General features: G+C 41.3%; 25 protein-coding genes. 8 read left to right on the top strand and 17 right to left on the bottom strand.

Annotation, left to right across the window (positions count from 1 at the left end; genetic code table 11):
• Positions 1–59 precede the first annotated feature (59 nt).
• The 4 genes from BMX50_RS28215 to BMX50_RS28200 form a co-directional block, all read right to left on the bottom strand.
• Positions 60–773 (bottom strand): SIP domain-containing protein, encoded by a 714-nt coding sequence (locus tag BMX50_RS28215; RefSeq protein WP_091218622.1) that lies wholly within the window; start codon positions 771–773, stop codon positions 60–62.
• A 76-nt stretch (positions 774–849) separates the two neighbouring features.
• The gene (locus tag BMX50_RS28210; protein WP_091218617.1) at positions 850–1,701 is read right to left on the bottom strand and encodes a helix-turn-helix domain-containing protein; all 852 of its coding nucleotides are present in this window, start codon (positions 1,699–1,701) and stop codon (positions 850–852) included.
• Positions 1,702–1,806: 105 nt separating this feature from the next.
• Positions 1,807–2,133, bottom strand: coding sequence for a DUF6686 family protein (locus BMX50_RS28205; protein ID WP_091218614.1), 327 nt, complete (start codon positions 2,131–2,133; stop codon positions 1,807–1,809).
• Positions 2,134–2,222: 89 nt separating this feature from the next.
• A complete protein-coding gene (locus tag BMX50_RS28200; RefSeq protein ID WP_091218608.1) occupies positions 2,223–3,146 on the bottom strand; it encodes a DUF6607 family protein in 924 nt (307 codons plus the stop codon).
• Between the two features lie 402 nt (positions 3,147–3,548).
• On the opposite strand from BMX50_RS28200, the gene BMX50_RS28195 reads away from it, so the two are divergent.
• On the top strand, positions 3,549–6,083 hold the full coding sequence (locus BMX50_RS28195) for an NACHT domain-containing protein (RefSeq protein ID WP_091218604.1): 2,535 nt from the start codon (positions 3,549–3,551) through the stop codon (positions 6,081–6,083).
• Here the strand turns inward: BMX50_RS28195 and BMX50_RS28190 are convergent.
• Positions 6,073–6,621: a DUF892 family protein gene (locus tag BMX50_RS28190; protein WP_091218599.1), complete on the bottom strand. Its 549-nt coding sequence runs from the start codon at positions 6,619–6,621 to the stop codon at positions 6,073–6,075. The two genes, BMX50_RS28195 and BMX50_RS28190, sit on opposite strands and share 11 nt — an antisense overlap.
• Before the next feature lie 659 nt (positions 6,622–7,280).
• Here BMX50_RS28190 and BMX50_RS28185 point away from each other — a divergent pair.
• Positions 7,281–7,835 (top strand): hypothetical protein, encoded by a 555-nt coding sequence (locus tag BMX50_RS28185; RefSeq protein WP_143065282.1) that lies wholly within the window; start codon positions 7,281–7,283, stop codon positions 7,833–7,835.
• Between the two features lie 133 nt (positions 7,836–7,968).
• Complete coding sequence (locus BMX50_RS28180) at positions 7,969–10,152, top strand: TonB-dependent receptor family protein (protein ID WP_091218592.1); 2,184 nt, start codon at positions 7,969–7,971, stop codon at positions 10,150–10,152.
• A gap of 291 nt (positions 10,153–10,443) precedes the next feature.
• Here BMX50_RS28180 and BMX50_RS28175 read toward each other — a convergent pair whose 3' ends face one another.
• Complete coding sequence (locus BMX50_RS28175) at positions 10,444–10,815, bottom strand: response regulator (protein ID WP_091218588.1); 372 nt, start codon at positions 10,813–10,815, stop codon at positions 10,444–10,446.
• A gap of 128 nt (positions 10,816–10,943) precedes the next feature.
• Positions 10,944–11,525 carry a thymidine kinase gene (locus tag BMX50_RS28170; protein ID WP_091218582.1) on the bottom strand — a complete coding sequence of 194 codons (582 nt, stop codon included), beginning with the start codon at positions 11,523–11,525 and terminating at the stop codon, positions 10,944–10,946.
• A gap of 73 nt (positions 11,526–11,598) precedes the next feature.
• On the opposite strand from BMX50_RS28170, the gene BMX50_RS28165 reads away from it, so the two are divergent.
• Complete coding sequence (locus tag BMX50_RS28165) at positions 11,599–12,666, top strand: hypothetical protein (RefSeq protein ID WP_091218577.1); 1,068 nt, start codon at positions 11,599–11,601, stop codon at positions 12,664–12,666.
• A gap of 145 nt (positions 12,667–12,811) precedes the next feature.
• Here BMX50_RS28165 and rodA read toward each other — a convergent pair whose 3' ends face one another.
• From rodA to purH, 6 genes are all read right to left on the bottom strand, one after another.
• Entirely contained in the window at positions 12,812–14,077 is a 1,266-nt protein-coding gene (rodA, locus tag BMX50_RS28160; protein WP_091218571.1) for a rod shape-determining protein RodA, read from the bottom strand.
• A complete protein-coding gene (gene mrdA, locus BMX50_RS28155) occupies positions 14,074–16,110 on the bottom strand; it encodes a penicillin-binding protein 2 (RefSeq protein WP_091218564.1) in 2,037 nt (678 codons plus the stop codon). Before mrdA ends, rodA begins: the two co-directional genes overlap by 4 nt.
• Entirely contained in the window at positions 16,107–16,625 is a 519-nt protein-coding gene (mreD, locus tag BMX50_RS28150; RefSeq protein WP_091218801.1) for a rod shape-determining protein MreD, read from the bottom strand. Before mreD ends, mrdA begins: the two co-directional genes overlap by 4 nt.
• Entirely contained in the window at positions 16,618–17,451 is an 834-nt protein-coding gene (gene mreC, locus BMX50_RS28145) for a rod shape-determining protein MreC (protein WP_091218563.1), read from the bottom strand. Before mreC ends, mreD begins: the two co-directional genes overlap by 8 nt.
• A gap of 90 nt (positions 17,452–17,541) precedes the next feature.
• On the bottom strand, positions 17,542–18,564 hold the full coding sequence (locus BMX50_RS28140) for a rod shape-determining protein (RefSeq protein ID WP_090528947.1): 1,023 nt from the start codon (positions 18,562–18,564) through the stop codon (positions 17,542–17,544).
• Between the two features lie 273 nt (positions 18,565–18,837).
• Positions 18,838–20,364 (bottom strand): bifunctional phosphoribosylaminoimidazolecarboxamide formyltransferase/IMP cyclohydrolase, encoded by a 1,527-nt coding sequence (gene purH / locus BMX50_RS28135; protein ID WP_091218562.1) that lies wholly within the window; start codon positions 20,362–20,364, stop codon positions 18,838–18,840.
• 138 nt (positions 20,365–20,502) lie between these two features.
• Between purH and BMX50_RS28130 the strand changes: the two genes are divergently transcribed.
• On the top strand, positions 20,503–20,898 hold the full coding sequence (locus BMX50_RS28130; RefSeq protein WP_143065281.1) for a lipocalin-like domain-containing protein: 396 nt from the start codon (positions 20,503–20,505) through the stop codon (positions 20,896–20,898).
• 3 nt (positions 20,899–20,901) lie between these two features.
• Here BMX50_RS28130 and purN read toward each other — a convergent pair whose 3' ends face one another.
• Complete coding sequence (gene purN, locus BMX50_RS28125) at positions 20,902–21,480, bottom strand: phosphoribosylglycinamide formyltransferase (RefSeq protein WP_091218552.1); 579 nt, start codon at positions 21,478–21,480, stop codon at positions 20,902–20,904.
• Positions 21,481–21,595: 115 nt separating this feature from the next.
• Positions 21,596–22,102 (bottom strand): lipocalin family protein, encoded by a 507-nt coding sequence (locus tag BMX50_RS28120; RefSeq protein ID WP_091218542.1) that lies wholly within the window; start codon positions 22,100–22,102, stop codon positions 21,596–21,598.
• A 90-nt stretch (positions 22,103–22,192) separates the two neighbouring features.
• Between BMX50_RS28120 and yiaK the strand changes: the two genes are divergently transcribed.
• From yiaK to BMX50_RS34965, 3 genes are read left to right on the top strand one after another with little or no spacing between them, the layout of a single operon-like run.
• Positions 22,193–23,185: a 3-dehydro-L-gulonate 2-dehydrogenase gene (gene yiaK, locus BMX50_RS28115; RefSeq protein ID WP_091218535.1), complete on the top strand. Its 993-nt coding sequence runs from the start codon at positions 22,193–22,195 to the stop codon at positions 23,183–23,185.
• Positions 23,186–23,227: 42 nt separating this feature from the next.
• Positions 23,228–23,446 (top strand): hypothetical protein, encoded by a 219-nt coding sequence (locus BMX50_RS28110; protein ID WP_091218527.1) that lies wholly within the window; start codon positions 23,228–23,230, stop codon positions 23,444–23,446.
• Positions 23,446–23,691, top strand: coding sequence for a PIN domain-containing protein (locus BMX50_RS34965; RefSeq protein WP_244281127.1), 246 nt, complete (start codon positions 23,446–23,448; stop codon positions 23,689–23,691). The genes BMX50_RS28110 and BMX50_RS34965 overlap by 1 nt, the downstream gene beginning before the upstream one ends.
• 268 nt (positions 23,692–23,959) lie before the next feature.
• Here the strand turns inward: BMX50_RS34965 and BMX50_RS28100 are convergent, their stop codons facing one another.
• Both BMX50_RS28100 and panB read right to left on the bottom strand, forming a co-directional pair.
• Positions 23,960–24,685, bottom strand: coding sequence for an RluA family pseudouridine synthase (locus tag BMX50_RS28100; protein ID WP_091218520.1), 726 nt, complete (start codon positions 24,683–24,685; stop codon positions 23,960–23,962).
• Between the two features lie 136 nt (positions 24,686–24,821).
• Entirely contained in the window at positions 24,822–25,637 is an 816-nt protein-coding gene (gene panB, locus BMX50_RS28095; protein ID WP_091218517.1) for a 3-methyl-2-oxobutanoate hydroxymethyltransferase, read from the bottom strand.
• Between the last annotated feature and the right edge of the window lie 213 nt (positions 25,638–25,850).

Here is a 25,850-nt window from a genome sequence, read left to right as displayed (position 1 = left end):
CGGCATAAAATGTCGGTGAATGAACCGCGGGTGCAGGAAAAGCACTATCAAACTCGTTTTTACGACCAAAACCCATGCGCCCTGATCTGGCTTGAAGGATACCCTTGTAGTTTTAATAACTTACGGAGTTCACCCACCATGGTATGGTTGCCTGCAAGATAAAAAACCGAGTGTTCAAGGTTGTATTGTTGCTCCATTACCCACTGGATGAGGCTGTGGTGCCCGTAAACATCATTGCGTTCAATAGGTTTTAACGGCGATTTGAAATACTCGCCAAACAGGCCACGATGATTTTCATCGGCCATAACTATCGCACCCGAAAAGCGGGTTGCAGGTAATACCATTTGTTGCAAGGCCAGCATATGCCCCATGCTGCTTTCATCGCCGAGGCCTATGATGGCAGGTGTGCTTGCCGGCGCGTGGCGGGTTGTACGGATCTTGAAATAATGAATTGCATCACGGGCTTGCAGTTGCTTAGCCCATTTACTGCCGGGGCCGCTATGAGCTGCATCAATATAAAGGGTACAGGTACTGGTTTCTGCATCCCAGCCGGCGGGAGTATAATCGCGGTAGGTGAAGTTATCAACTTTTACTTTTATATAGGGTACTTCGTGCCAGTTTTGCATATCGGCCTGTGGTAGGTGCAGGTCGATCTCGATCATGGTCGACGGTTCCCAGTGCCTTACCTCAAGCACTCTGCCGCTTTGTAAAAGCTGGCTTTCAAATAAGCTGCCAGCCCTTCTTTTTAATTTATGTAGAGTGGATGTTTCCATGGTGTATTGTTTTGATACTACAAAGAAACATTGAATTTTAGGCCAAAAAAATAGTAATTTCGGGGTAAAGGTTGGATTATTTACGGTGTTTGTCCCTGAACTCGAGCGGTGTAATACAAGCTGATTTTTTAAATAATCGCGAAAAATAGGTATGGTCATCATAGCCTAATGTATGCGCAATTTCCTTTACGTTAAGGCCGCTGTAATACAGTAATCTTTTTGCTTCCAGCATTACTTCCTGGGTTATCCAATAACTTACCGGGAACCCGGTAGTTTTCTTTAACACCTCGTTAAGATATGATTCGGAGACGTTAAGCATACCCGCATAAGCTGATGGACCTTTAACTTTACGCACATTTCTTAACAAAAGCTTTTTAAACTGATGTGAAATTTGTGCCGGCCGCGAAAGTTGCTTTTCGGGTGTATGAACATTACTGAAAGTGGCCGCCGCCATACCGCTGAATGATTGTATAAGCGATTGCAAAACCGGCAAAAAGAATGCGTTGTTATCATCCTCATTATTTTTTTCGCGCAACAGGCAAAGGATCTGTTGGTATTGCTTCAATTCAACGTCGTTAAGTTGATAAGGCTGTTGAAGGAAAAGCTGGTTTTCAAAAATATTCCGAAAGTCGGACGGGATGTGTTGTGTGTCGATGGCTACATACCAGCCGCCGGCAATTGAATTATTTATCCGGTGGTGTACCTGTCCTGGCAGGATGTAATAAAATGTGTTTTCGCAAAAATGAACTTCGTTAAAATCTATCATCAGCGATGCTGATCCACTTTCAATCAAAAAAAACAGGTAATGATCATCGCGGTGGGCGCCCATCGGCCCTTTTTTTGAATTTTCTTCGCCGCTTTCAAAATGCCTGATCTCAAAGCCGGTATTTGTTCGTTCAATTAACTGGTGTACAGGTATATCTTTCATTTTGCGGGGTAGGTATTGTATTTAATATCTTAAATGTAAACTTTAGAGGTGATGTTTATGTTCAGCCGTTAAGAAGTTTGTTTTTAATTAGGGTAATTTCAAAGCTTATTTACCACCTTCAACCATGGCATAAATTTCCTGCATGTAAATGGCTTCATCCATTGAGGCATGAAAATCTTCCCATTCGTCAACAGTAAAAGTAAGCTGGATATCATTGACGGGCGTGCGCATCACCACGCGTTCCTGCCCATCCGGAAAGGGGAAGGAGTGATCGCCGAAGTCAAGATCGATAGCAAAGTTTTTAAACTGTATAAATTGATCGGGTGTAAAGCTAAGGATAAGATTATGGTGCCATATAAATAGGCATTGGCATTCGGAGCAACGGCTTACTACCGATGTTCCCCTCTGGCTGAGTATTTTAGCATCGCACATAAATTGGGGTAATTAAGTTGAATTGGTGCCTGCTCTGCCGGTTAAGCGCCTGATAAAAGCAGCTGAACTACAGAACAGGACTTTATATTTTAAACATTGGTATCCAAATAGTTGTTAATGAGCTTTCGGGCTTCTGCTTTGTTTTTTTGTGCATCCCATTTTTCTTTTGCCGATTGATCGGCAAGGTCAAACAGGCGTTCATAAAGCAGTTTGCCATCTATTTTTCCTTTTAGTTTGATAACGGAGTTCTGGGCATAAACCTCGTCCCATACCTGTCGCACAGCGGTCCAGTAAGGTTGTTGTTTTTGCCACCAGCCTTTTGCAAAAGCAAATTTGGCTTCATCGGTTTTAGTAAACTCTTCATACCCTTTTTCGCGGGCCAAAAGTTTATCGCCACCGGCCGAGCGGATTATCTTTTGATTGTCCTGCTCAAACATCCATCCGTTTGGAGTTAAATAAATACGGTTTCCACGGCGTAAAACATTGTAATCGCTGCGCTTCGTAAACTCGCGGCGGGGCAGGGGCGAATCACACTCACTTTGCCAAAAATGTTTACCATCGGCATGGATCCAGGTGCCAATACTTTCGTATCGCGGACTGTCATCAACCTGGAAAACTTTTTGTACCCAACGGCCTTTAGCTTCAGTAGTTTTTAATGTACCTTTTTTCCAGGTGCTGTTTTGATCGAAGTTGAGAAGGGCGGGTTCTTCGTATACCCAGTCTTCCCGCCAGTGTTTTATTACGGCGCTGTCGCCTACAACCAATAAATGTTGTATGACTATTTTTTTTGGAGAATCTTCTTCAACGGCCGCCCATTCATATCCCCATGAATGATATTGCGGGTGGTTGTGGTAGGCAGTATCAGGCGAAAAGGTTTCTGCATAATCAAAGGTAACTTTATAGAAACCGCCAAGCGCGCGGATGGCGACGCGGTCCTGATCTAATTTTGATTGTGCTTTAACATTTGCCTGAACCGTACTTAACAATGCTACCAGGAAAAATATTTTCTTCATGAACAGGAAACTAATTACTGTGATGTATTAACAGCAACAAAGGAAAACCTTATTTAGAATAAATCCAAATAAAAATAAAAAAACCTCATTTTTAATTTGATAACTAATTAATGGCACAAGAAATAAAGATTTTAATTAACAATATCGTGCCATGATTATGGATAATCGTGGATGTATTTGCGGCTAAAGCTTTGCCATTATAACTACATCAACGCTTAATATTTTATTCATTTCATTCATGTTGGTAGTTTGGCCTTCCAATAACTATATTTAAACATAAAATTATTGTGCTAACCATAAATAGCTTTTATAGGTAAAAGTATAAAAGCAATAAATATTATCAGCGTATTATTGGCGTACCCCCTTAGCGATAATAAGTTTTGATGACTTGAAACGCCAACTATGACGAATTTTTCTAAATATTCGGAGAGCCTAAAAAATTGTGTGCTTATAACTGCGGGGTTATCAAACATTGCCCCCGCCGATTGTAAAACACTGGAAGCCTACATCCTTGACAAAACCAAACAGCGTGTTAGCGAAACAACGTTAAAACGGATCTATGGTTTTGCGTACAGCAAGTTTAACCCATCTATATTTACACTCAATACATTATCACGTTATTGTGATTATGAGGGCTGGGACGATTTCTGCAAAAAGCAGGAGGCCGAATCAGCCAGGCAAAGTAATACTACTGTTGACTGGGACCTGTTAAAAACAAATGCCGGTAAAATAACTTCTTTTACCCTTCAGGCAATCAAAAACAAAACCGGGATCCCTTACCCTCAAACCATCAGGAGGCAATTTATTGATGACCATTTTGCTGCCTTTTTGCAGGGAAGTTATACAGCAACCGTAATTGCCGCGCCTGCAGGGTATGGTAAAACCGTGGCCCTTTGCCATTGGGTTGATGAAAAAATACAGCAAAACAGCAAAGATATTGTACTGTTTTTTAGCAGCAGCGCTTTGATGAATGTATTTTTAAGCGGGCGCGATCTGAATGATTGGATGCTTAGCCTGCTTGGCTATTCAACGGAAGAGGATATTGTTGCGTTGCTTGATGTAAGGCAACGTAAAGAAGGACGTTTTTTTCTGATTGTTGACGGCGTTGATGAACATATGTTTAAGAATGATCAGTTTCAGCTGGTAATAAACCAATTATTTGATATTTTTTCATTTTATCAATCGCATGAGTGGTTTAAACTGGTTTTAACCATGCGTTCATCAACATGGATGAATTATAACCATATGATTGAGATGGAACAGAGCCCCTGGTTTGAAGGCTTTTTTAGTCAGCATAACCAGTTGTCAAACGTTCCGTTGTTTAGTGTGCAGGAAATAAGGGAACTTTGCCTTAAGATAAATCCTGCTATAAAAAGCTTCATAGCGGTAAATGTGGTCGAAAATTTTAACCACCCGCTATATTTTCAGTTTTATTATAAACAGCATAAGAAAAACTTTTCGCTCAATGACGTTGATCATGTGAGCGTTTATGAGCTTATTTCAAACTTTGTTTTAAACAAGGTTTATATGGGCCAGCATTCGGCCGATAAAATATATTTGATCCAGGCTATCATTGAGCAAATGGATTTTGAAAGTGGCGTATTTGAAGCAAGTAAGCTCGATCTTATTAATATTATAAAGCAGTACAATCATGCCTATCTTGAATTGCTGAGCATTGGTTTTATCCGTGAGCAAAATATCAGCCGCGATTTTGAATACAAAACATCAATTGAGTTTAGTAACAATCACTTTTTTGAGTTTTCAATATCCAGGTACTTGCTGCTTAAAAATGATAATCTTTTCAATATCGAGCTGATCAATGCCATTAATCGGTACTTTACCGGCGAGCGTAAGCTATCTATATTAAAATGGAGCATTATTTATGCCATTAAAAGCGGACAGCAGGAAAGTTTCCAGCTGTTATCCCAAACCCGCCTTACTACCAACGAAAAATCAGACCTGATCATCTTTTTAGGCGACCTGCTTGAAAAGGAATTTAGCGCTTTAAAAGACACCGAAACACTGGTGCAATATTTTAAACAGGATTGCAGCGATGAACTGTTTGATTATTTATTTGGCTTGGAGTTTATTAATCATGATTATGCCAAAACCTTGCATACGCTGCTTAAGTTTGAGCTTTCGGATAAAAAGAAGATCCTGGTTTATACTGCTCTTGCTACAATTAGTGTATTAGGGCTTGAAATGAATAAACTTGACGAGTATCTTAAAATATTGAGAGGCTTTGCAACGGTAAGTTATTATGAATTTTCGGTTGATCCATTGAAATGCATTAATGCGATATTTCAGTATTTTAAGTATGGCATTATTGATAAGGAGTTTTTTAAAGATATTACACGGTTTTACTTTCGCCCTCCGTTGCAGCTTGAACGCTCTGTTTCAAACGACCTGATATTTTTGTTAGCTGCGCATACGTTAAGGCTTTGCAATGAGCCATTAAAAACGCTGCGTTTTATTACTGTACTTGAAAGATATTATCGTCCTGTTACTGATACGGCCTGTGTATATAACTTTTTTTTAAAGCGAATAAAAACAGAAGAATACCTGGCCCTGGGGCAAATCAAAAAGGCAATGTTACTATATTTTGAGCTGGATGAAGCTTACAGCCAGGCAGCTGAAGCTTTTACCCCATTCATGATTGCATCATTCAATTGCATTAAGATAATTGTTAGTTTCAATAACAGGCAGTTTTCGATAGCTGATGACACCCTTGAGGAGTGGGCAAACCTTATTATTAATGAAATGGATTATAAACTATCAAGGGTATATATGTTTGCTTTTTTATTGAGAAACCAACATGCAGTTAAACACTCGTCCGAACGGGTTTACAAGCATATTAACTACATGTTTTTAAAAATGATGAGCGAAAGCGGTTTACGTGCCGATATATTTTTAAAACAAAACAGCTTTATAAGTTAATGGCCGGCCGTTGGTCGTTATCATACTTATCTATGATAAAATTGTAAAGCGTAAGTCTATCTTTTGAGGGATTCAGGTATTCATCTAAAAAGATGGCTATCGGCTTATTGTTTCTTTCACTGGCCATTAATTTTAATAACTGGATCGAGTTTTTTTCTACGTTTTCAATATTTTGAAGGTACGAAAGGAGGCGTATGTCGCGCAATAATTCATCATCATCTTGCTGATGAATGGCCGTAAATTCATCCTCAAGCAAATTGATCAGGTTATTGCATTTATCAAACGAATAATGTTTCTGAAGGGCTGCATAAATACTATCCATGAGGGCGATGTGCTTTTCGGTTTCATCGATAGTATCTTTTATTGGATTATTAAGGTCCTTGAAATTGGTAGTACCGGCAATTTCTAAAAGCCGCTCGACCAGGTGTGCATTTGCACAATAAATTCTGTTAAGATGTTCCGTAAAAAAAGTTGTCAAATTATCCGACGCCCATTGTGCTGGATAGGGGGGTACCGTACCGGGTGTTTTCTTTTTCATTAATTGTGATCAGTCATGGTTAAATAATGCCGCTGTTATATTCGTTTAAAGCCTTTATGACCGATAAACATTGGGAATGAATCATTGATAGAAAACAACAGACCGGGTTACCGGTTTTTAGGATAATTTGAGCAAATTGCTAATCGTGCTAAAGTTATTTCTCTTTGCTTAAAACGACAAAGTTTTATACAATATTCATTCTTTTAATGTGATCAAAAAAAAATAAACAAATTGTTTATTTTCTTACGTAATCGTCAGGACATTATTGAAAAAATAAATCTACACGACGCAATTCAAAATGCGTACCGATTTTGTTACATGGATGTAAAATTCACAATCGTAACATATAAGTTACTGTTTTTTTGTTTTTTTGAGAGGCATCGGCTTCCCGTTTTCTTTATAGTTATTAAAATGTAGTCATATCATACAAGCTGTTTGCATATCTATACATGATGAGTATACATGATGAGTATACATATAAACGCCATTTAACAATTATAAACTGCCAAATTGCACTAAATTAATTTAGTTTGGGCCCAATTAATAATCTATACAGAATATATCCAGAATTAATTATCCGGATTTAATTTTTTTAACATATAAATTATTATTTAGCTGAATTTTTATGTAGCATTGCTATTGTTTAGACTGATTATTGATTGAAAAAGACCTTTGCCATAGTAATGTTAGTTACCCACATGCTCAATTTGCTGGGGTACATGGCGCTTAATCAATATTTTGTTAATAAATCAAATAAAGTTATAGCCCGTCAAATTGCCAAAGGCAAATACAACACCCGCGACCTTATTGAAATTAAGATCAAGCAAAACCTGCCTTTTATACATAATTGGGATAGCTATGTTAATGTTTGCGGGCAGTTACAACTGGATGGTGTTTCATACAATTATGTAAAGCTCAGGGTTACCCGCGATACTGTTTATGTACAATGTATCCCTAATTATGAAACCACAAGGCTGCTTAACGAAAATGTGATATGCGCACGAAAACTGAATAGCACCCCTGTTAGTAAACGCACACACGAGTCGTCGGAAAAGAAACTGGGCAGCGATGCAAAATATAACTGCCCCGAAGCTTCATTTTCTTTTATAAAACCGGCAGAGCCCGTTCAGCCTCCGGGCACGTTTATCTATATCAGCATTCCTGATCCTTTTGTATCCGTTTGCGGTCAACCACCTGAAATGGCACTCGCCTGAATTTATAGCTGATAATTAAATCTGTTCCGTCAATCTTAAATGATCTGCTTTATGGCACTGTTATGTGCTATGCGTATGTATTTGTCATTGTTGTACCTGAACAGTATACCCCTAACTTTTTTAATTTGAATAAATGAATACTCTTTATAAAATTTTATTACCTGCGCTTTTTATTTGTTGTGCAGATGTAGCCCAGGCACAGCATAAAAGCGTTAAAGATACCCTGCAATTGGATAGCGTAATTATCAAAGAAAGCAGACCAAAACATTTGCCCAATATTTCGGGTACCAACATATTTGCCGGTAAAAAAACTTTCGATATTTTCCCTGATGCCGGTAAGGCCAACCTGGCCAATAACAATGCCCGCATGACTTTTGCCAAAGTACCTGGCGTTAACGTATGGGAGATGGACGGTGCCGGTTTACAGCTCAATATTGGTACCCGGGGCACCGATACCCATCGGTCTATCGAAACCAATATCAGGCAAAATGGCTATAACACCAACTCTGATATGTTTGGTTATCCCGAAAACCACTATAATGTGCCATTCCAGGCAGTAAGTGAAATTCAGATAGTACGCGGTTCGGCGGCATTGCAATTTGGCAGCCAGTTTGGTGGTATGGTTAACTTCAAACTTAAAGAAGGGGACAGCACCAAAGTGTTTGGTTTTGAAAGTGAACAATCGGCAGGCTCCAACAGATTTTTCAATTCGTATAATGCCATTGGCGGTAAAGTTGGCAAGGTTAGTTATTACGCTTTTTACAGTGCCCGCACCGGTGACGGCTGGAGGCCCGATGCTGCTTTTAACTCCCGGGCTTACTATGCCAACATCAAATACCAATTTAATGATAAGGGAAGTATAGCTTTTCAGTTTTCGAGGTCGGATTATAGGCAACAGATAGCAGGCGGTTTAACCGATGCCCAGTTCGATGCCAATAATCGTCAGTCGACTCGCGCGCGTAACTTCTTTAACCCCGAAATTAATATCCCGGCACTATTATTCAATTATCAGTTTGATAAAGACACCAGGCTGGAAGTTACATCGCATGTATTATTCGGTCAGCGTAACAGTGTGCAGTTCATTAATACGGCCAACATTCCTGATACGGTTAACGCAAGCCTGAAAACGTATAATCCCCGCCAGGTAGACCGTGATTATTACGCCGGTTTTACCACCGAGGCCCGTTTACTGCATAGTTACAAGCTGGGCGATCTTAAAAGCTCCTTCACTGCCGGCGTAAGGTATTTTGAGGAAACTACCAAACGCAAGCAAAAAGGTACAGGTACGGTAGGTTCTGATTTTGATCTAAGCCTGGTGAAAGACTACGGCATCGACCTGAGATTACACACTTTAAATTACGCTGCGTTTGCCGAAAACATGTTCCAGGTAACTGAAGCATTTACCGTTACGCCGGGTGTACGTTTTGAGCAAATCAATACCACCAATACAGGGGTTATAGTAAACCGCACTGTACCGGTAAGCTATAAGGATAAACGTAACTTTCCGCTGTTTGGAACCGGGTTGCAATATCAGCTGGATAACGGAAGCCAGTTTTATGGCAATTTTTCGCAGGCTTACCGCCCATATATTTATGCAGCGGTTACCCCTGCAGACCAGTTAACCATCATCGATCCTAACATTAAAGACAGTAAAGGCTATGACGCCGACCTGGGTTACCGCGGCCATATCAGCACAGCGTTTAGTTTTGATGTTAATGCCTTTTATGTTTACTACGGTAACAGGGCAGGTACCCTAACTCAAACTGATGCCAGTAATGTAACCCATCTTTATATGACCAACATTGGCAATGGTGTGGCTAAGGGTGTTGAAGCTTTTACCGAAGTTTCACTGATCCGCTCGTTTGATAAATCGGCAGGGAGCGATCTGCGTTTGTTCAACTCACTATCGTATACACATGGCCGCTATACAAGTGGCGCTATCAGCCAAAATGGTAAAAATGTAAGTTTGGTTGGTAATCACCTGGAAGGTACACCAGACTGGATTGACCGTGCCGGTTTAACATTTTTGAGTGGTCATGTAAGTAGTACCCTGCAATACAACTACGTAGGCAAAAGTTTTAGCGATGCCAATAACACTACTTTTAATGTTACGGGAGCTACCGGGATAGTGCCTTCATATCATTTGTTTGATTGGGCTTTCAATTATAGTTTCCTGAAAAACTATCACCTTACAGCTAACGTGAACAATATTTTTAATGCTAAATATTTTACACGCCGTATCAACATGTACCCCGGCCCAGGTATTTTACCTGCCGACGGTCGCACGTTTAATATTGGCTTTGGGGTGAAGATTTAAGAAGCTTGGTCCGGAAATGCGACATTCTTTACTCACCCGGTCTACGCTTCGCTGGACCACCCTCTCTATCCTTCGGATAAAGAGGGTGAAAAGGAATTAAAAACTAAAACCCCCTCTTTACGCTCGCGTAGAGAGGGGTGACAAGCGCAGCGATGTCGGGGTGAGTCGATACGGCGTTAATTTTATCTACGTCATTTTGTAAGCTATACTTAAAGAAAGTAATAGTACATTTACAGCAAAACGGCCCTTCAAATTAATGGAGGGCCGTTTCATTTATACTGATAAGGATGCTTACTTTGCGATGTGTCTTTTTACGATTTCGGAGAGTGCGGTAAGATCAAATGGTTTGGCAAGATAGCCATCGGCATTACCTGCTTTGGCTATTTCTTTGATATTGCTTACAGCCGAAATAATCACCACCGGGATATGGCTGGTAGCAGGATCATCTTTTATCCCTTTGCTTAGTTGCTGTCCGTTAGCGTCGCTGGTCCAGTCGGTGAGCCAGTTGTCAAGCAAAATCAGGTCGGGGTTAATGGTGGTAAGGGTACGCAGGATACGTGCATTGTCGGATTGTATTACTTCGTAACCTTCTTCCTCCAGTACATATACCACAGTGTCGCGGATATCTTTATCGTCCTCTATAACTAAAACCTTTTTGGCCATAAGTTTTTGATTGCTATATAATGTATCAACTGCCTTTTGGGGCTGCTCTGTTTATTATATAACAAACAAATACCCTGTATTTGTTTTAGCTATAGTATTAAATAAAAAATATATTGTTTAATGAAATGTTAACCTGCAACGGTATTGTAACAAGCGCGGCAGCGGGGTTCGTAGCTTTCCTTTTCGCCCAGTAATATTTTTGAATTGTCGTGTACCAGGCGATATGAATATTGAGCTGGGTTGCCACATCTTACGCAAACGGCCTGCAATTTGGTTACCGACTCGGCAATGGCCATTATGTTAGGCATTGAGCCAAACGGCCGGCCTTTAAAATCCATATCCAGGCCGGCTACAATTACACGCACACCCCGGTTGGCCAGTACGGTACATACCTCCGGAAGTTCATCGTCAAAAAATTGCGCTTCATCAACGCCTATCACATGTGCATCACTGGCTAACAATAGAATAGCCGAAGCACTATCAACCGGGGTGGAGGTTATTTTACTGGCATTGTGCGAAACAATGGCGTCTTCGTCATAACGGGTATCAGCTTTCGGGCTAAAAATCTCGACTTTAAGCTTGGCTATGCGGGCCCGGTTAAGCCTCCTGATCAACTCTTCGGTTTTGCCCGAAAACATTGATCCGCAGATAACCTCTATACTGCCGCCTAACTCACTTTTACGCCTGAAAACCTCTTCGTGATATACCATTTATGACTTTTATAGTCGGCAAATATCAGAATTTAATCCTACTTTTGATAAGCATTTTCCTAACATTGAGGCCATGAAGCAAATGGATGTATTTAAAAAGATAGGTGGGATTTTAAAGGAGCTTAATGATCAATACGACTACCTTTCTGCTGATCCCAGCGAACTAAACGAACTTGAATTAGAGCTTTTTGTAGCCAACGCCCATTTTTTAAAAGACCATGCCGAAATTTTGCGCCGTATCAACGAGCGCGCGGTGACTCCTGCGCCCGTTACAGAAAAGCCGGAACCGGTTGCCGGGCAGCCAAAACCGGTAACACCGGCAATTCCACCTGCACCCGTAACGCCGCCGCCGGCAAAGGAAGAAGCTTTATATGAGCAACGCTTTTTTGAGCCGGTAGTGCAGCAGCATGTGCCCGTTCCTGTTGATAAGATTGAGCTTACTGGTGATGTTGAGCCGGTAGCCCCTGTGCCGTTTAACAACCCGGTAAAAATAGAAGTGGTTGATGCCAAACCTGAAATAAAAGAAACTCCTGAACCGCAGATCAATATTGCTGCCGAAAAAGAAATAGACAGTTACTCTTTTCAACAGGAAATTCCTGAGGGAAGCGGCTTTGAACTTAATTTAAATGAAGCTGACACCTGGGATGATGAAGCCGACCGTTTTGAGCAGGAAGAGCTGATAAGCCAGCTTCCCGAAAAGCCTGTTGAAGTGGTTCCTATAGCCGAACAACCCAAGCCATTGCCCGTAATTGAACCAGTAAAACCAGCGGCAGAGCCCGTTACTGCAACTGCTCCTGCTACAGATACCAATAGCCAGCAGGTATTAACCTTTAATCAAAGGATAATGGCCCAAAAGGCGGAGAAGGCCAATACAGCAACAAACACTACTGCTGAGCTGCCGGTTACCGACCTCAAATCAGCTATCAACCTTAATGATAAACTGCTTTATATAAAAGATCTGTTTAACGGCTACAGTTTGGCCTATAGCGAGGCTATTGAGATTGTAAACCGCTTCAGCACCTTTGAAGAAGCCGAGCATTTCCTGAAAACAAACTACGTAGTTAAAAACAACTGGGAAAGTAAAGCTTCAACAGCCGATAAGTTTTATGCGTTGCTGCGAAGAAGGTACCCCGCTTCTTAAGTCATAAGTCTGTATTCGAAAGTTGAATTTCGGATGAAGGGAGGCTGAATCCGCTTTTAAACAGAACATTTATCTGCTTCCGACTTAAGACTTTCGATTCGAGACTATTGACTTCAAACTCCCGACTCAAGACTTCTGACTTAAACTAAACGTTCGATTTCCTGTTTGAGTCAAGCTTAATGAGCGTGAACAGGAGCATGGTGAAACTCAGCAATGAGGATCCGCCGTAGCTGATGAATGGCAAAGGAATCCCGATAACCGGTACTACACCGATGGTCATACCGATATTGATCACCACGTGAAAAAATAGTACTGAAGCTACGCCATAGCCATAAACACGGGTAAAAGGAGATCGTTGCCGCTCGGCTATAAGAATGACCCGTAGTATCAGGAACATGAAAAGGCTAATCACCGTTAACGAGCCTGCAAAGCCCCATTCTTCACCAACGGTACAAAAAATAAAGTCGGTACTTTGCTCGGGTACAAATGAGTATTGAGTTTGTGTGCCATGTAAATAACCTTTACCCCAGAGTTTCCCGGAGCCAATAGCTATTTTAGATTGATTTACGTTGTAACCTTTTCCCCTTAAATCGGTTGTGATACCCAGCAATATGTTAATACGTTCTGTTTGGTGTTTCTTTAAAACATGTGAGTAGATAAACTTTACGCTAAATATAAATGCTATGCAAATGGCAAGGCCAATAACCATAGTTTTAATGAGCTGCCTGTTACGTTTAAATAAAAAGATAATGAACGCTGTCAGTGCAACCAGTATCAGGATAATATAAAGCGGGTTATACAGCAGCGATGTAACAAAGAGGGTAATAAACAGGCCTGCTATGATCAGGAAATAAGGGGAAAGCCCCTCGCGGTATAAAACAAATATCAGGGAGCAAAACACCAGAGTTGAGCCAGTATCGGGCTGCAACATGATCAGCAACATTGGAAACCCGATAATGGCCGCTGCCATTAAAAATGATTTGGGATCGGTAACACGGATGTTGGTACCGCTTAAATATCGCGCTAATAATAAACAGGTGGCAAATTTGGCGAACTCCGAAGGCTGCAGCCGGAAACCACCACCCATGTTTATCCAGGCCTGGTTACCGCCCACGTTTCGGCCTATTATTAATACCAGTACCAATAAAAGTACAATCACCACATAAAATGCCGGGGCCAGGGCTGCAATAAACCGGCTTTCGAGCAGCAATATTACAATGCCAACTACAATTGATACGCAAATGTAAATGAACTGCTTACCGTAGTTAGTAGAAGTATCAACAATGCTGGAATGGTTGGCATCAAAAACTGCTGCGTGAATATTGAACCAGCCAATAGCGCAAAGTATCAGGTACAGGAAAACCGTAAGCCAATCTACGTTAAAAAAGAAACTACGTTGCTGAGTGCTCATGACTTGCCTGTCCTCCCGCCTGTTAGTGTTTTAATCCAGTTTGCCGGCTTGTTATTATAAGCCGCTTCGCGTCGTTCTTTTTTTATTGAATCGGCCTTGAATTTCTTGATTGAATCAGCTTTGAACTTCTTAATTGAATCAACCTTTGCTGCCCTGATACTGTCACGTCTGCGTTCTTTTTGCAGATCTTGTGCATAAAGGCTAAGATCAGGCAGGCGGTTGGCATTTGCAAAATAGTCAACCGTGAATCCCGATTCGCGCGGGGTAACTTTACCTTTTAAATATTTTTCGACAATAAAGCTGGCAATAGGAGCGGCCCAATGGGCACCTTCGCCCGAGTTTTCTACAACAACGGCAATTGCAATTTTAGGGTTATCGCGGGGGGCAAATGCCACAAATACCGAGTGGTCCTCACCATGCGGGTTTTGCGCCGTACCGGTTTTACCACACATAATAATGTCTGGTATTTTTGACCTGCGCGCCGTGCCATTTTCAACCACGGCCTCCATTCCGTTAATAACAGGTTCAAAATATCCGGAATCTATTCCCACATAATTTTTCTCTACGTATTCCTTTTTGATTACGTTTTCGGTGCCGATAGCTTTAATAAGGTGCGGTTTGTAAAAAAAACCACGATTGGCAATGGTGCACTCCAGGTTTGCCAATTGTAATGGGGTAGCTAACAACTCGCCCTGGCCTATAGCTAATGCAGCAATAGTACTTGAACGCCAGCCGCCTTTATGGTAAGCATTATCATAGTGCAGAGGCGTTGGTACATTGCCCCGGCTTTCTGCCGGCATATCAAGATCAAGCCGGGCGCCAAGGCCAAATTTCATTACATTATTTCGCCATGCGACGAAATTGGCTTCTGTATTTTTTACACCGTACCGGTCAACAATACGCTGAAATACCATGGTGAAGTAGCCATTACATGACTCGGCTACCGCTTTGGCCATATTTACCGTGCCGTGTGCCTCGCCATGATTACAGTGTACAATACGGTTCCCTACCCTGTAGTTACCGGTGCAGTAAAAAGTTTCGTTAGGATTGATAATGCCTTCCTGTAAGGCGATTAACGCACTTAAGGGTTTAAAAGATGAGCCCGGTGGATATTGAGCCTGTATAGGCCTGATGAAGAATGGCTTATACGGGTTATTATACATTTTAGCGAGGTTATTGCCACGCTGACGACCTACCATCAGATTGGGATCATAAGTAGGGCTACTTACATAACATAAGATTTCGCCCGATGAAGGCTCGATAGCCACAATACCACCCAGCTTGTTTTGCATCAGCTTTTCGCCAAGCCTTTGCAGGTCGATATCCAGGGATGAGGTAAGGCGTTCGCCCGATCGCGGTACGGTGTCAAGTGCGCCATTGGCAAACGAACCTTTAAATGCACCGTGCGAATCAACCATTTGTACCTGCACACCACGCTGACCGCGAAGCACATTTTCATAAGCTTTTTCAACCCCTGTAACGCCAATATAGTCGCCAAGGCGATAATAGCCGTTTGAGCGTTTAATGTCCCTGTCAGTAACCTCACCAATAAAGCCCAAAAACTGCGCCGCTACAGAATCGGGATATGTACGTATAGTACGGGGAACAATGGAAAAACCAGGGAACTCAAAAAGCTTTTCCTGTAGTGCGGCGTAAAGCTCAACAGATAATTGTTTTTCAAATATTGACGCCGTATTGGGCGATTGCCTTTTGGCCTTAATAAAGCGTTTATCAAACCCCTCTTTATCAATACCTATCATCTTGCAAAAAAGCAGGGTATCAAACGGTTTAACCTCTTTGGGGTTAATCATTACGTCGTAAATAGGTTCGTTTTGTACCAGGATTTTGCCGTTACGGTCAAGTATTGGTCCGCGGGCAGGGTAAAGTATGGTAGTGCGCCTTACATTGCTGTTGGCGTATATGGTATAGCGGTCATCCACTATCTGGATATAGTAAAGCCGTCCCAGCAGGGCCAAAATAATAGCTATAAAGATACCGGTAACAACGTAGCGGCGTTCAAAAAACTTATTCATTTACGTTCTTTCCTTCTGAAAAATAGCAGGCCCGAAATTAGTATTAAAAATACGGTAAACAATGAACTCAAAACAACACGGCTTAGTGTGTATTGTATTTCAGAAAAACTAAAAACCTCTAAATTAAGCAGGAAAAAATGGTGGAATAAAGTGAGTATCAAAACATAGGTAAAAAACCAGCGGAAACCCATGATGCTCAATGTGGGTTCCGGCTCATTGTCAAAGCCATCTTTTTGTACGGTTATGCTAATGAATAAAACACGCACAAGGGCCAGTACAACACAGGCTGCGGCGTGCAGGCCCGGTGTGTCATAAAAGGCATCGATACAAAGTCCTGTTACAAAAGCCAGTACAAAAAGTAAAGGATTGGGAACCTCAAACGGAAGCAGCAGGATGAACAGTATATAAAAATATGGCGTAGCGAGATTATAGAACGTGATGTTTTTTAACAGGAAAACCTGCATAAAAACCAGCACAATAAACCTGGCGAGATTAACAAGGATAGTCCTACTCATTTTTGTTTTGTACGGCCTCCAGTCCCGTTTGTTCACCTGCAAATTTGTTATTTACCACGTAAACGTATTGAAGCTTTGTAAAATCAACAGCTAAAGCCACCTCAACATTAATAAGCAAACCGCCGCCTTTGGCATGCAGGTTAGTAATTTTGCCAAAAGGTATGCCTGTAGGGAAAAGTGAATAGCCAGAGGTAACCACCGTTTCGCCTATTTTAGGCTGTGCGTTATTCTGTATATCAATCAATACCCCTCTGTGCGGATCAAGGTCATTGCCCCATACAAAGGAGCCTATATCCTTAGTACTTGCCAGCATGGCGCTAAACCGGGTGTTTTTATGTAAAACCGATTGGATAATAGCTAAATGATCGGTTACATCAATAACCTGGCCTACAACACCGGCCCCGGTTATTACACCCATATCTTTTTGTATGCCATCCCTGCTGCCCCGGTTAATAGTAATGTAGTTGCTGCGTTTATTGAAAGAGTTATTGATGACTTTGGCTACAATATAACTGTACTGCTGTTTGTAAACAGTATCATTAACCTTGTGCTTTTCAACGCTATCAACATACATGGATACTTTGAGCTGGCCCCGAAGCTTTGCATTTTCGCGGGCAAGGCTGTCATTGGTTTCTTTTAACGAGAGATACTCTTTTAATGCATCAACCTGGCTGTACAGTGTACCTGTTACCTTGCTGGTTGAATTAATAAAAGATGCCTTTTGAAATGAGTTGTATTTGATATAAATAAGCAGCGAGCTAATCTCAAAAATCAGGAATAAAAAAAACGCGTTATACTTAGTTATAAATATCCAAAGGTTACGCATTGATCAGTGAGTTGTTGAATGGTGAGTAGTGAGTAGTTGTATGAATGAGCAGTTAACCACTCACTTATCCTCTACTCACCACTCACTAAACTATTGCATTAAAAATTTAAAGTTCCCGATGTTTTTAAGGGCGGTGCCGGTTCCGCGTACTACGGCGCGAAGTGGGTCTTCGGCAACGTGAACAGGAAGTTTGGTTTTGGCTGCCACACGCTTATCCAGGCCGCGCAATAATGCACCGCCACCGGTTAAATAGATACCGGTTTGGTAAATATCGGCCGAAAGCTCGGGAGGGGTGATCTCCAATGCTTTCAATATCGCTTCTTCAATCTTTGAGATTGATTTATCCAAACAATGCGCAATTTCGGTGTACGATACCATGATCTGTTTTGGCACACCTGTCATCAGGTCACGGCCTTGTACTGCAAAATCACCCGGCGGCTCGCTCAACTCAGGAAGGGCAGCGCCAACCTCAATTTTAATTTTTTCGGCAGTACGATCGCCAATCATGATATTATGCTGGCGACGGATATATTGAACAATGTCCGAATCAAAGTTATCACCCGCAACACGGATCGACTGATCGCACACGATACCTGATAAAGCGATAACGGCAATTTCGGTAGTACCACCACCGATATCGATGATCATGTTGCCCATCGGCTCTTCCACGTCGATACCGATACCTACGGCAGCTGCCATTGGCTCGTGGATAAGGTAAACCTCTTTAGCGCCGGCAATCTCGGCCGAGTCACGCACTGCACGTTTCTCAACCTCGGTAATACCCGAAGGGATACAGATCACCATACGCAGCGATGGAAAGAACCATCCCTTGCCCTGGTTAATCATTTTGATCATCCCGCGGATCATGTGCTCGGCAGCGTTAAAGTCGGCAATTACACCGTCTTTAAGCGGGCGCACGGTACGGATATTATCGTGCGTTTTACCTTCCATTTGCATGGCCTGACGACCAATTGCGATCACTTTATTGGTTGTTCTGTCGAACGCCACGATCGAGGGTTCGTCAACAACAACTTTATCGTTATGTATAATGAGGGTATTTGCTGTACCTAAATCGATAGCAATTTCTTGTGTAAAAAAGTTAAATAAACCCATCTGGTATTTCTTTCAGTATGTTATGCAAAGTTTATAAAAATACGCTTAAATAGTTTAGCATTTTGCAAACTTAAGCGTTAAAAAATCACATTTATTGTGTTGAGGTTGGGTTGATAGAGCTTATTTATTAAGTGGTTGACCGGATTTACAGGTAAATTAAGTTAAAACAGGTTAGAAACATTTTCCCTTTTCACCAAATCAATCTCTACTCTTCAATCAAACGTTTTTAACCTAATAAACTACTCACCTAATCACCCCGGTCAACCTTTAAAATTAGTGTTTAAAATGACGAACTCCGGTAGTCACCATCGCTAAACCTTTTTCGTTGCACATGGCAACCGAAAGCTTGTCATTAATTGAACCGCCCGGTTGTAAAATGGCAGTGATGCCTGCTTCGGCGGCCAGTTCGGCACAATCAGGGAACGGGAAGAACGCGTCAGATGCCATTACTGCGCCGTTCAGGTCGAAGCCAAAACTTTGTGCCTTGATCACGGCTTGTTTGAGCGCATCAACCCTTGATGTTTGACCTACTCCGCTCGCCATTAGCTGATTATTTTTAGCAAACACGATAGTGTTTGATTTGGTATGTTTTACAATTTTGTTAGCGAAGTACAGGTCTTTCAACTCAGCTTCAGTAGGAGCTTTTTCTGTAACGGTGGTCATTTGGGCCGGACCTTCAATAACCGCGTCTTTATCCTGCTCAATTACACCGTTCAATAAAGTTTTGAAATGTTTAACAGGCAGTTCAACCGGCTGACGAACCAACAGGATGCGGTTCTTTTTTCCTGAAAGGATTTTTACAGCCTCGTCTGTAAACGCCGGAGCGATCAGCACTTCATAAAATAATTTGTCGATCTCGGTAGCTGTTTCAGCGTCGATCTCGGCATTGGCAATAATTACACCGCCAAAGGCAGAAACAGGGTCGCAAGCCAAAGCATCAACCCATGCTTGTTTAATGGTTGAGCGGGTAGCTACACCACAGGCATTGGTATGTTTAAGGATAGCGATGGTAGGTTCGGTAAACTCATCGATGATAGCAACAGCAGCGTCAACGTCAACCAGGTTGTTGTATGAGAGCTCTTTGCCGTTCAATTTATTGAACATGGCATCGAGGTTGCCATAAAATGTACCTTTCTGATGCGGGTTTTCGCCGTAACGTAAAACCTGGCTGGTTTGGATACTTTGTTTAAATACCGGAAGCGGCTCGGCTTCGTTAAAATAGTTGAAAATATGTGTATCGTAGTTTGACGATATGTTGAATGCTTTTTGGGCAAATGAGCGGCGCTGATCAATTGTGGTAACACCATCCTGTGTTTTTAGGATATTTTCCAGGCCGGAGTAGTCATCTTTTGATGCTACGATCACTACATCTTTAAAGTTTTTTGCAGCTGCGCGGATCAAAGAAATGCCGCCGATATCGATCTTTTCGATAATATCTTCGGCGCTGGCACCTGATGCTACGGTTTCTTCAAACGGGTACAGATCAACAATCACCAAATCAATTTCAGGAATTTCGTATTGTGCTATTTGCTGTTTATCACCATCATGATCTCTGCGGGTTAAAATACCACCGAAAACCTTAGGGTGCAGGGTTTTAACACGGCCACCCAGGATTGAAGGATATGAGGTAAGGTCCTCAACCGGGATCACATTTACACCTAAATCGCGGATAAAAGTTTCGGTACCACCGGTTGAATAGATATTTACACCAAGGCGGTTTAACTCATGAATGATGGGCTCTAAATTATCTTTGTAATAAACAGAAATTAAAGCATTTTTTATTTGAACTGACTGGCTCATGTACACGCTGTTTTTTGAGCCGCAAAGGTAGTGATATTTAGTTAATTGGTGATTAGATAATTAGAGATAAGTTTTAGAAAATTAACACTGCTGTAGCGTTAGCTGTTGAGAATGCGTAACTATAAAAAAACAAATGCAATGAAACACCTTATCACCTTATTAATTGGAATAGTTATTATTCAAAGTTTGGGCTGCAAAAAAGAAAACACCTCAGCTGCAGGCGAATCTTTAAACGGCAAATGGAAGATAGCCCGTCGGTTTATGAGTAACGGGGGGCCAGGCCAATGGGTTGAAGCCAATTCTAATGACTATATCATTTTCAATAGCAACGGGAAAGTAAGCGGAACAGTGTATCCTCAATTTACGCGATATATTTTGAAGGACAGCATAACTATTACGCTAAAAAATGCCGATAATTCACAGTTCGAAGATTATAGGTATAAAATAAAAGACAGTTTGCTAAACATGAGCCCTGCTGGTCCTGTAATGTGTACAGAAGGTTGCACTGATCAGTTTGTTAAATTGAGTAAGTAAAAATCAGCTTTTCATCTTTTTAAGCAGTGCTTCAACCACTTTAGGGAAATGGTTATGCTCTAACTGTTGCCCTTTAAATTTTACGATCTCAAGTGTGTCGCCGGGTTCTATTTTGAATTTTGACTGGTGGATGATCTCGCCTTCATCAAAGTTTTCGTTAACGAAGTGGATGGTGATACCGCTTTCTTCTTCTTTATCCTCTAATACTTTGCGGTGAACATTATCGCCATACATGCCTTTACCGCCGTATTTTGGCAACAGGGCGGGGTGCAGGTTGATGATCTTATTAGGGAATGCTTTTAATAAAGATTGCGGTACAAGCCACAAAAAGCCGGCAAGTACAATCAGGTCAACCTGCAGGTTTTTTAACAGGCGGATAACATCATCCGTTTCATAAAATTCGTGGCGGCCAAAAATGTGCGAGGGTACTTCAAAATTATCGGCGCGTTGCAAAACGTAAGCTTGCGGGTTATTGGTAAGTATCAGTACAACTTCGGCATCGGCATTGCGTTTAAAATGCTCCATTAATTTTTGAGCGTTTGATCCGGAACCTGAAGCGAAAATGGCAATTCTTTTTTTCATCGATAATATGTTTTTCAACGGAGATGAAGCTACAATAGTTTCATCGGGCTGATTGTTTACTTGGAATTGAAACTATTATAATAAAACCATTTTTACAATTCGAAAATATTTTATGCTATTGGGTTGAGGTTGTTTTTTGCCTGATAAACCCGTAGCGCATAATGCGTCGTTTTTTTGTTGCCGAATAATTAGGTTCAACATCCCCCGTTTCCAATACCAGCGAATAATTACCTAAGGTAACTATTTTACTGTTTGCAAATGGCTTTGAGGTACCGCCAGAAGATTTGGTTGTGTCTTTACAAACCATATCTGAAATTAAAAATAGTTTATTGTCCGAAAGCGACCAGCGGCCTACCGTTGAATCGGCATTGCATTGAAAGTTGGTGTAATTGCATGAATTATCGGCATTGAATGTAAAATGCTGGATAATATTACATGTTTGGTTTAACGTGTCTAACGAAATTTGGGCGTCACCAACATAATTAGTGACGGTTATGGAGGCAAGTTGCCATTTTCCAGCCATTAAAGCAGGTATGTGGCTTAAGTTATCTTTCTTGCATGAATTAACAATCAGCGCAACGCTTATTACAAACAGGAAAAACAACAGCGGAGTTCTTTTCATTTACTTAAAGGCAAAATTATAAATTATGGTTGATTACCTTGCATCAGTACACTGTAATAAACGTTATAAATAAAAATTATTTCAAAATCTATGCTTGTTCCGTTTGAAAAACTTAAAGCAGAATTTAAAAGAGTGTTATCAGAACTTGCTTTTGCTGAAGATAAAGCCGAAGTAATAGCAACTATTTTTGCCGAAAACAGCAGGGATGGAGTTTATACCCATGGCCTAAACCGTTTCCCTGTTTTTATTAAATATGTTAAAGATGGTCTTATAAATATCAATGCCGATGCCGTTAAGTTAACCGCTTTTGGCGCTATTGAACAATGGGATGGCAAGCTTGGGCCGGGAATATTAAACGCGCGTTTGGCCATGAGCCGGGCAATGGAGCTTGCTACCGCGCATGGTATTGGCTGTGTGGCAATAAAAAACACCAACCATTGGATGCGTGGCGGTACTTATGGCTGGCAGGCTGCAGAAGGAGGTTTTATCAGTATATCATTCACAAATACTATTGCTAATCTGCCACCCTGGGGAGGTGTTAGCCCGCGGCTTGGTAATAATCCGCTGGTTATTGCTGTACCCCGTAAAAATGGACATGTTGTTTTGGATATGGCCATATCCCAATATGCTGTTGGGAAGCTGAAGCAATATGCTGCTAATAACAACGAGCCGCTTCCGCTACCGGGCGGTTATGATGATGATGGGAAACTTAGTAACGATGCTGCTGCTATATTAAAATCGAAGCGGATTTTACCAGTTGGTTTTTGGAAAGGATCGGGGCTGTCGTTGGTGTTGGATGTGTTAGCAACTGTATTAAGCGGGGGCAAGTCTACTGCCGAGATAACTAAAAGTGAGCATGAATCAGGTATTTCCCAGGTGTTTATTTGCATCAGGTCTGATGGTAGCGAACATACAGAAAGCCTGATCAACGAAATTATTGATTATACCAAAACCAGTATGCCTGAATATGAAGGTTCTTCAATTTCTTATCCCGGAGAAGGTACTTTAAGAACAAGGGAGAAGAATTTAAGGGAAGGTATTCCGGTTGATGAAAGGATTTGGAATGAGGTGTTGAATATGTGATGTGTAAAATATTTTTTATCTTTGATAAAAGCTAAAAAAGCAATGAAGCATAATATTTCAACCAATAGCGGCTCATTTAAAACCCATCCTACTCATTCGCCCGAAGAGGTGTTGGCTGCAGGTGGAACAACCGCTTTTAGCTTAAAATCTAATAAAAACACGGAGCGATTAATAAAAGCGCTTCAAAACTCTCCCATAATAGAACCATTCACCGACGAAGAATGGAATGATTTGACAAAACAAATGGATAAGGATAAGTAATGAATTTATTACTTGATACTAACATTGTTTTAAATGTAATAAGAGCTAAGGATTTTGCCGGTATTGTAAATTTTATTAACCCAAGCAATGCTCAATTATATCTTTCGGTTGTTTCAGAGGCTGAGCTTAAATCAATAGCCCTCAGAAATAATTGGGGTGTTAACAGGCGAGCGTTACTTGATAGTTTTTTAGAAGAAGTAAATATCATAGAGGTTAATCAATTGTATGTAAACATCTATGCATAAATTGACGCGTTTTCTCAAAGGTCAAATCCGGCCTTTCCCAATTATGATTTTAAAACACCACGTAATATGGGGAAGAATGATTTGTGGATAGCATCACTTGCTGCTCTTTTAAGCTTGCAGCTTGTAACCACTGATGCGGATTTTAATCATCTCAATAATGTGTTTCTTGAGATAAGGCATATCAGTCCCGCCGATTTTATGAGATTCTTTTAACTAAAACTAAAGCAACCGGTTAGCCTGTGGTGGTATTTTCACGGCCCCACACAAATCAACCCACCATCATCCCCTCAAATTTCTCCCAAAAACCATCGCGCGGTACAGGCGCAATAATGGCAACAGGTTCATTTTTTACCGGGTGAATAAAAGTTAGTTTACGGGCGTGTAAGCAAATGCTTTTGCGCAGGCTGCCACGGGGATAGCCATATTTATTATCGCCTACAATAGGGCAACCGAGTGTTGAAAGCTGTACCCTAATCTGGTGCGGCCTGCCTGTTATCGGGTCAACCTCAATTAGATAATATCCGTTTAGCTCACCAACTAATTTATAGCTCAACTCTGAGCGTAAGCTGCCCTGAACTTCGCGGTCATGGGCTTTGGTTACGTTTTTTTGCGAGTTTTTTACCAGCCAGTGTACCAGTGTACCCTCTTCAGGAAATGGTTTTTTGCGCACTACTGCATAATAGGTTTTATGCATTTCGCGGGCTTTAAACATTTTGTTGATACGGTCGAGCGCTTTGCTGGTTTTAGCAAAAAGGATCACGCCGCTTACGGGCCTGTCCAAACGGTGCACTACACCTAAAAACGCACCGTTAGGCTTGCTATATTTTTGGGCGATGTATTTTTTTACTTTTTCGTCCAATGGCTCATCGCCGGTTTCATCAACCTGCACAATATCGCCAGCACGTTTATTTATGCCGATAAGGTGATTGTCCTCATAAAGTACATCCTTATCGGTAATATCGTTACTGCTATAATTAAATTCGGGACGAGGCATTGTTATTTAGGATATCGGATGTTCGATTTCGGATTTAATTTTTGATTTGCAAATCCTGCATCTTTATTTTTCGATTGTAGATGTGCCAATTCCGATTTATTCATCATCTGAAATCTGCACATCTATAATCTGCACATTAATACTGTTCCTTCTCGTTAGGGAAGCCATTGCTTTTAACGTCGGTATTGTAATTTTTGATTGCGTCGTGCATGATATCATACAGGTTGGAGTACTGGCGTAAAAAACGTGGTTTAAAGCCTTTGTTAATTCCCAGCATATCATGAATTACCAATACCTGTCCGTCGCAATGCTGCCCTGCGCCAATACCTATTGTAGGGATCTGCAGGCTTTCGGATACTTCCTGCGCCAGTTTAGCCGGGATTTTTTCCAATACCACACCAAAACAGCCAAGTTCCTGCAGCTTAAGTGCATCTTCGCGTAGTTTTTGCGCTTCAGCTTCGTGTTTGGCACGTACCGTGTATGTTCCGAATTTATATATCGATTGCGGGGTAAGACCAAGGTGTCCCATCACCGGGATGCCGGCTGTCAGGATGCGGCTAACCGATTCGGCTATTTCAACACCGCCTTCAATTTTAACGGCGTGCGCACCTGCTTCCTTCATGATGCGGATAGCTGAGTTCAACGCTTCCTTTGAATTGCCCTGGTATGAGCCAAAGGGCAGATCGACAACAACTAAGGCGCGTTTGGCTGCACGTACTACCGATGATGCATGGTAGATCATCTGATCAAGGGTGATAGGCAGCGTAGTTTCGTGACCGGCCATCACATTGGAGGCCGAATCGCCAACAAGGATGATATCCGTTCCTGCTTCATCGACTATAGTAGCCATTGAATAATCATATGCGGTAAGCATAGAGATCTTTTCACCACGAACCTTCATCTCCTGGATGGTATTGGTGGTGATTCGTTTTATTTCTTTATTTACAGACATTGATAAATGTTTTATCGGCGATGCAAAGGTACGTATGATTTCGGATTTCGGAATTTTGATTTCGGATGTGATTTTTTGATCTCGGATTTCGGAATTTCGATTTCGGATTTTTCTATTTTTTGATTTGTTATTTTAATCGGCAGAAAGCTTAATAATTAATTAATAAATCCGAAATCAAAATAAATCCGAAATCAAAATTCCGAAATCCGAAAT

This window comes from Mucilaginibacter gossypiicola, from assembly GCF_900110105.1.
GTDB lineage: Bacteria > Bacteroidota > Bacteroidia > Sphingobacteriales > Sphingobacteriaceae > Mucilaginibacter > Mucilaginibacter gossypiicola.
This window is presented reverse-complemented; position numbering and strand designations above follow the sequence as displayed.

Coding starts and splice junctions, on each gene's coding strand:
- BMX50_RS28215 (WP_091218622.1), bottom strand. CDS start 773: ATGGAAACATCCACTCTACATAAATTAAAAAGAAGGGCTGGCAGCTTA.
- BMX50_RS28210 (WP_091218617.1), bottom strand. CDS start 1,701: ATGAAAGATATACCTGTACACCAGTTAATTGAACGAACAAATACCGGC.
- BMX50_RS28205 (WP_091218614.1), bottom strand. CDS start 2,133: ATGTGCGATGCTAAAATACTCAGCCAGAGGGGAACATCGGTAGTAAGC.
- BMX50_RS28200 (WP_091218608.1), bottom strand. CDS start 3,146: ATGAAGAAAATATTTTTCCTGGTAGCATTGTTAAGTACGGTTCAGGCA.
- BMX50_RS28195 (WP_091218604.1), top strand. CDS start 3,549: ATGACGAATTTTTCTAAATATTCGGAGAGCCTAAAAAATTGTGTGCTT.
- BMX50_RS28190 (WP_091218599.1), bottom strand. CDS start 6,621: ATGAAAAAGAAAACACCCGGTACGGTACCCCCCTATCCAGCACAATGG.
- BMX50_RS28180 (WP_091218592.1), top strand. CDS start 7,969: ATGAATACTCTTTATAAAATTTTATTACCTGCGCTTTTTATTTGTTGT.
- BMX50_RS28175 (WP_091218588.1), bottom strand. CDS start 10,815: ATGGCCAAAAAGGTTTTAGTTATAGAGGACGATAAAGATATCCGCGAC.
- BMX50_RS28170 (WP_091218582.1), bottom strand. CDS start 11,525: ATGGTATATCACGAAGAGGTTTTCAGGCGTAAAAGTGAGTTAGGCGGC.
- BMX50_RS28165 (WP_091218577.1), top strand. CDS start 11,599: ATGAAGCAAATGGATGTATTTAAAAAGATAGGTGGGATTTTAAAGGAG.
- rodA (WP_091218571.1), bottom strand. CDS start 14,077: ATGAGCACTCAGCAACGTAGTTTCTTTTTTAACGTAGATTGGCTTACG.
- mrdA (WP_091218564.1), bottom strand. CDS start 16,110: ATGAATAAGTTTTTTGAACGCCGCTACGTTGTTACCGGTATCTTTATA.
- mreD (WP_091218801.1), bottom strand. CDS start 16,625: ATGAGTAGGACTATCCTTGTTAATCTCGCCAGGTTTATTGTGCTGGTT.
- mreC (WP_091218563.1), bottom strand. CDS start 17,451: ATGCGTAACCTTTGGATATTTATAACTAAGTATAACGCGTTTTTTTTA.
- BMX50_RS28140 (WP_090528947.1), bottom strand. CDS start 18,564: ATGGGTTTATTTAACTTTTTTACACAAGAAATTGCTATCGATTTAGGT.
- purH (WP_091218562.1), bottom strand. CDS start 20,364: ATGAGCCAGTCAGTTCAAATAAAAAATGCTTTAATTTCTGTTTATTAC.
- BMX50_RS28130 (WP_143065281.1), top strand. CDS start 20,503: ATGAAACACCTTATCACCTTATTAATTGGAATAGTTATTATTCAAAGT.
- purN (WP_091218552.1), bottom strand. CDS start 21,480: ATGAAAAAAAGAATTGCCATTTTCGCTTCAGGTTCCGGATCAAACGCT.
- BMX50_RS28120 (WP_091218542.1), bottom strand. CDS start 22,102: ATGAAAAGAACTCCGCTGTTGTTTTTCCTGTTTGTAATAAGCGTTGCG.
- yiaK (WP_091218535.1), top strand. CDS start 22,193: ATGCTTGTTCCGTTTGAAAAACTTAAAGCAGAATTTAAAAGAGTGTTA.
- BMX50_RS28110 (WP_091218527.1), top strand. CDS start 23,228: ATGAAGCATAATATTTCAACCAATAGCGGCTCATTTAAAACCCATCCT.
- BMX50_RS34965 (WP_244281127.1), top strand. CDS start 23,446: ATGAATTTATTACTTGATACTAACATTGTTTTAAATGTAATAAGAGCT.
- BMX50_RS28100 (WP_091218520.1), bottom strand. CDS start 24,685: ATGCCTCGTCCCGAATTTAATTATAGCAGTAACGATATTACCGATAAG.
- panB (WP_091218517.1), bottom strand. CDS start 25,637: ATGTCTGTAAATAAAGAAATAAAACGAATCACCACCAATACCATCCAG.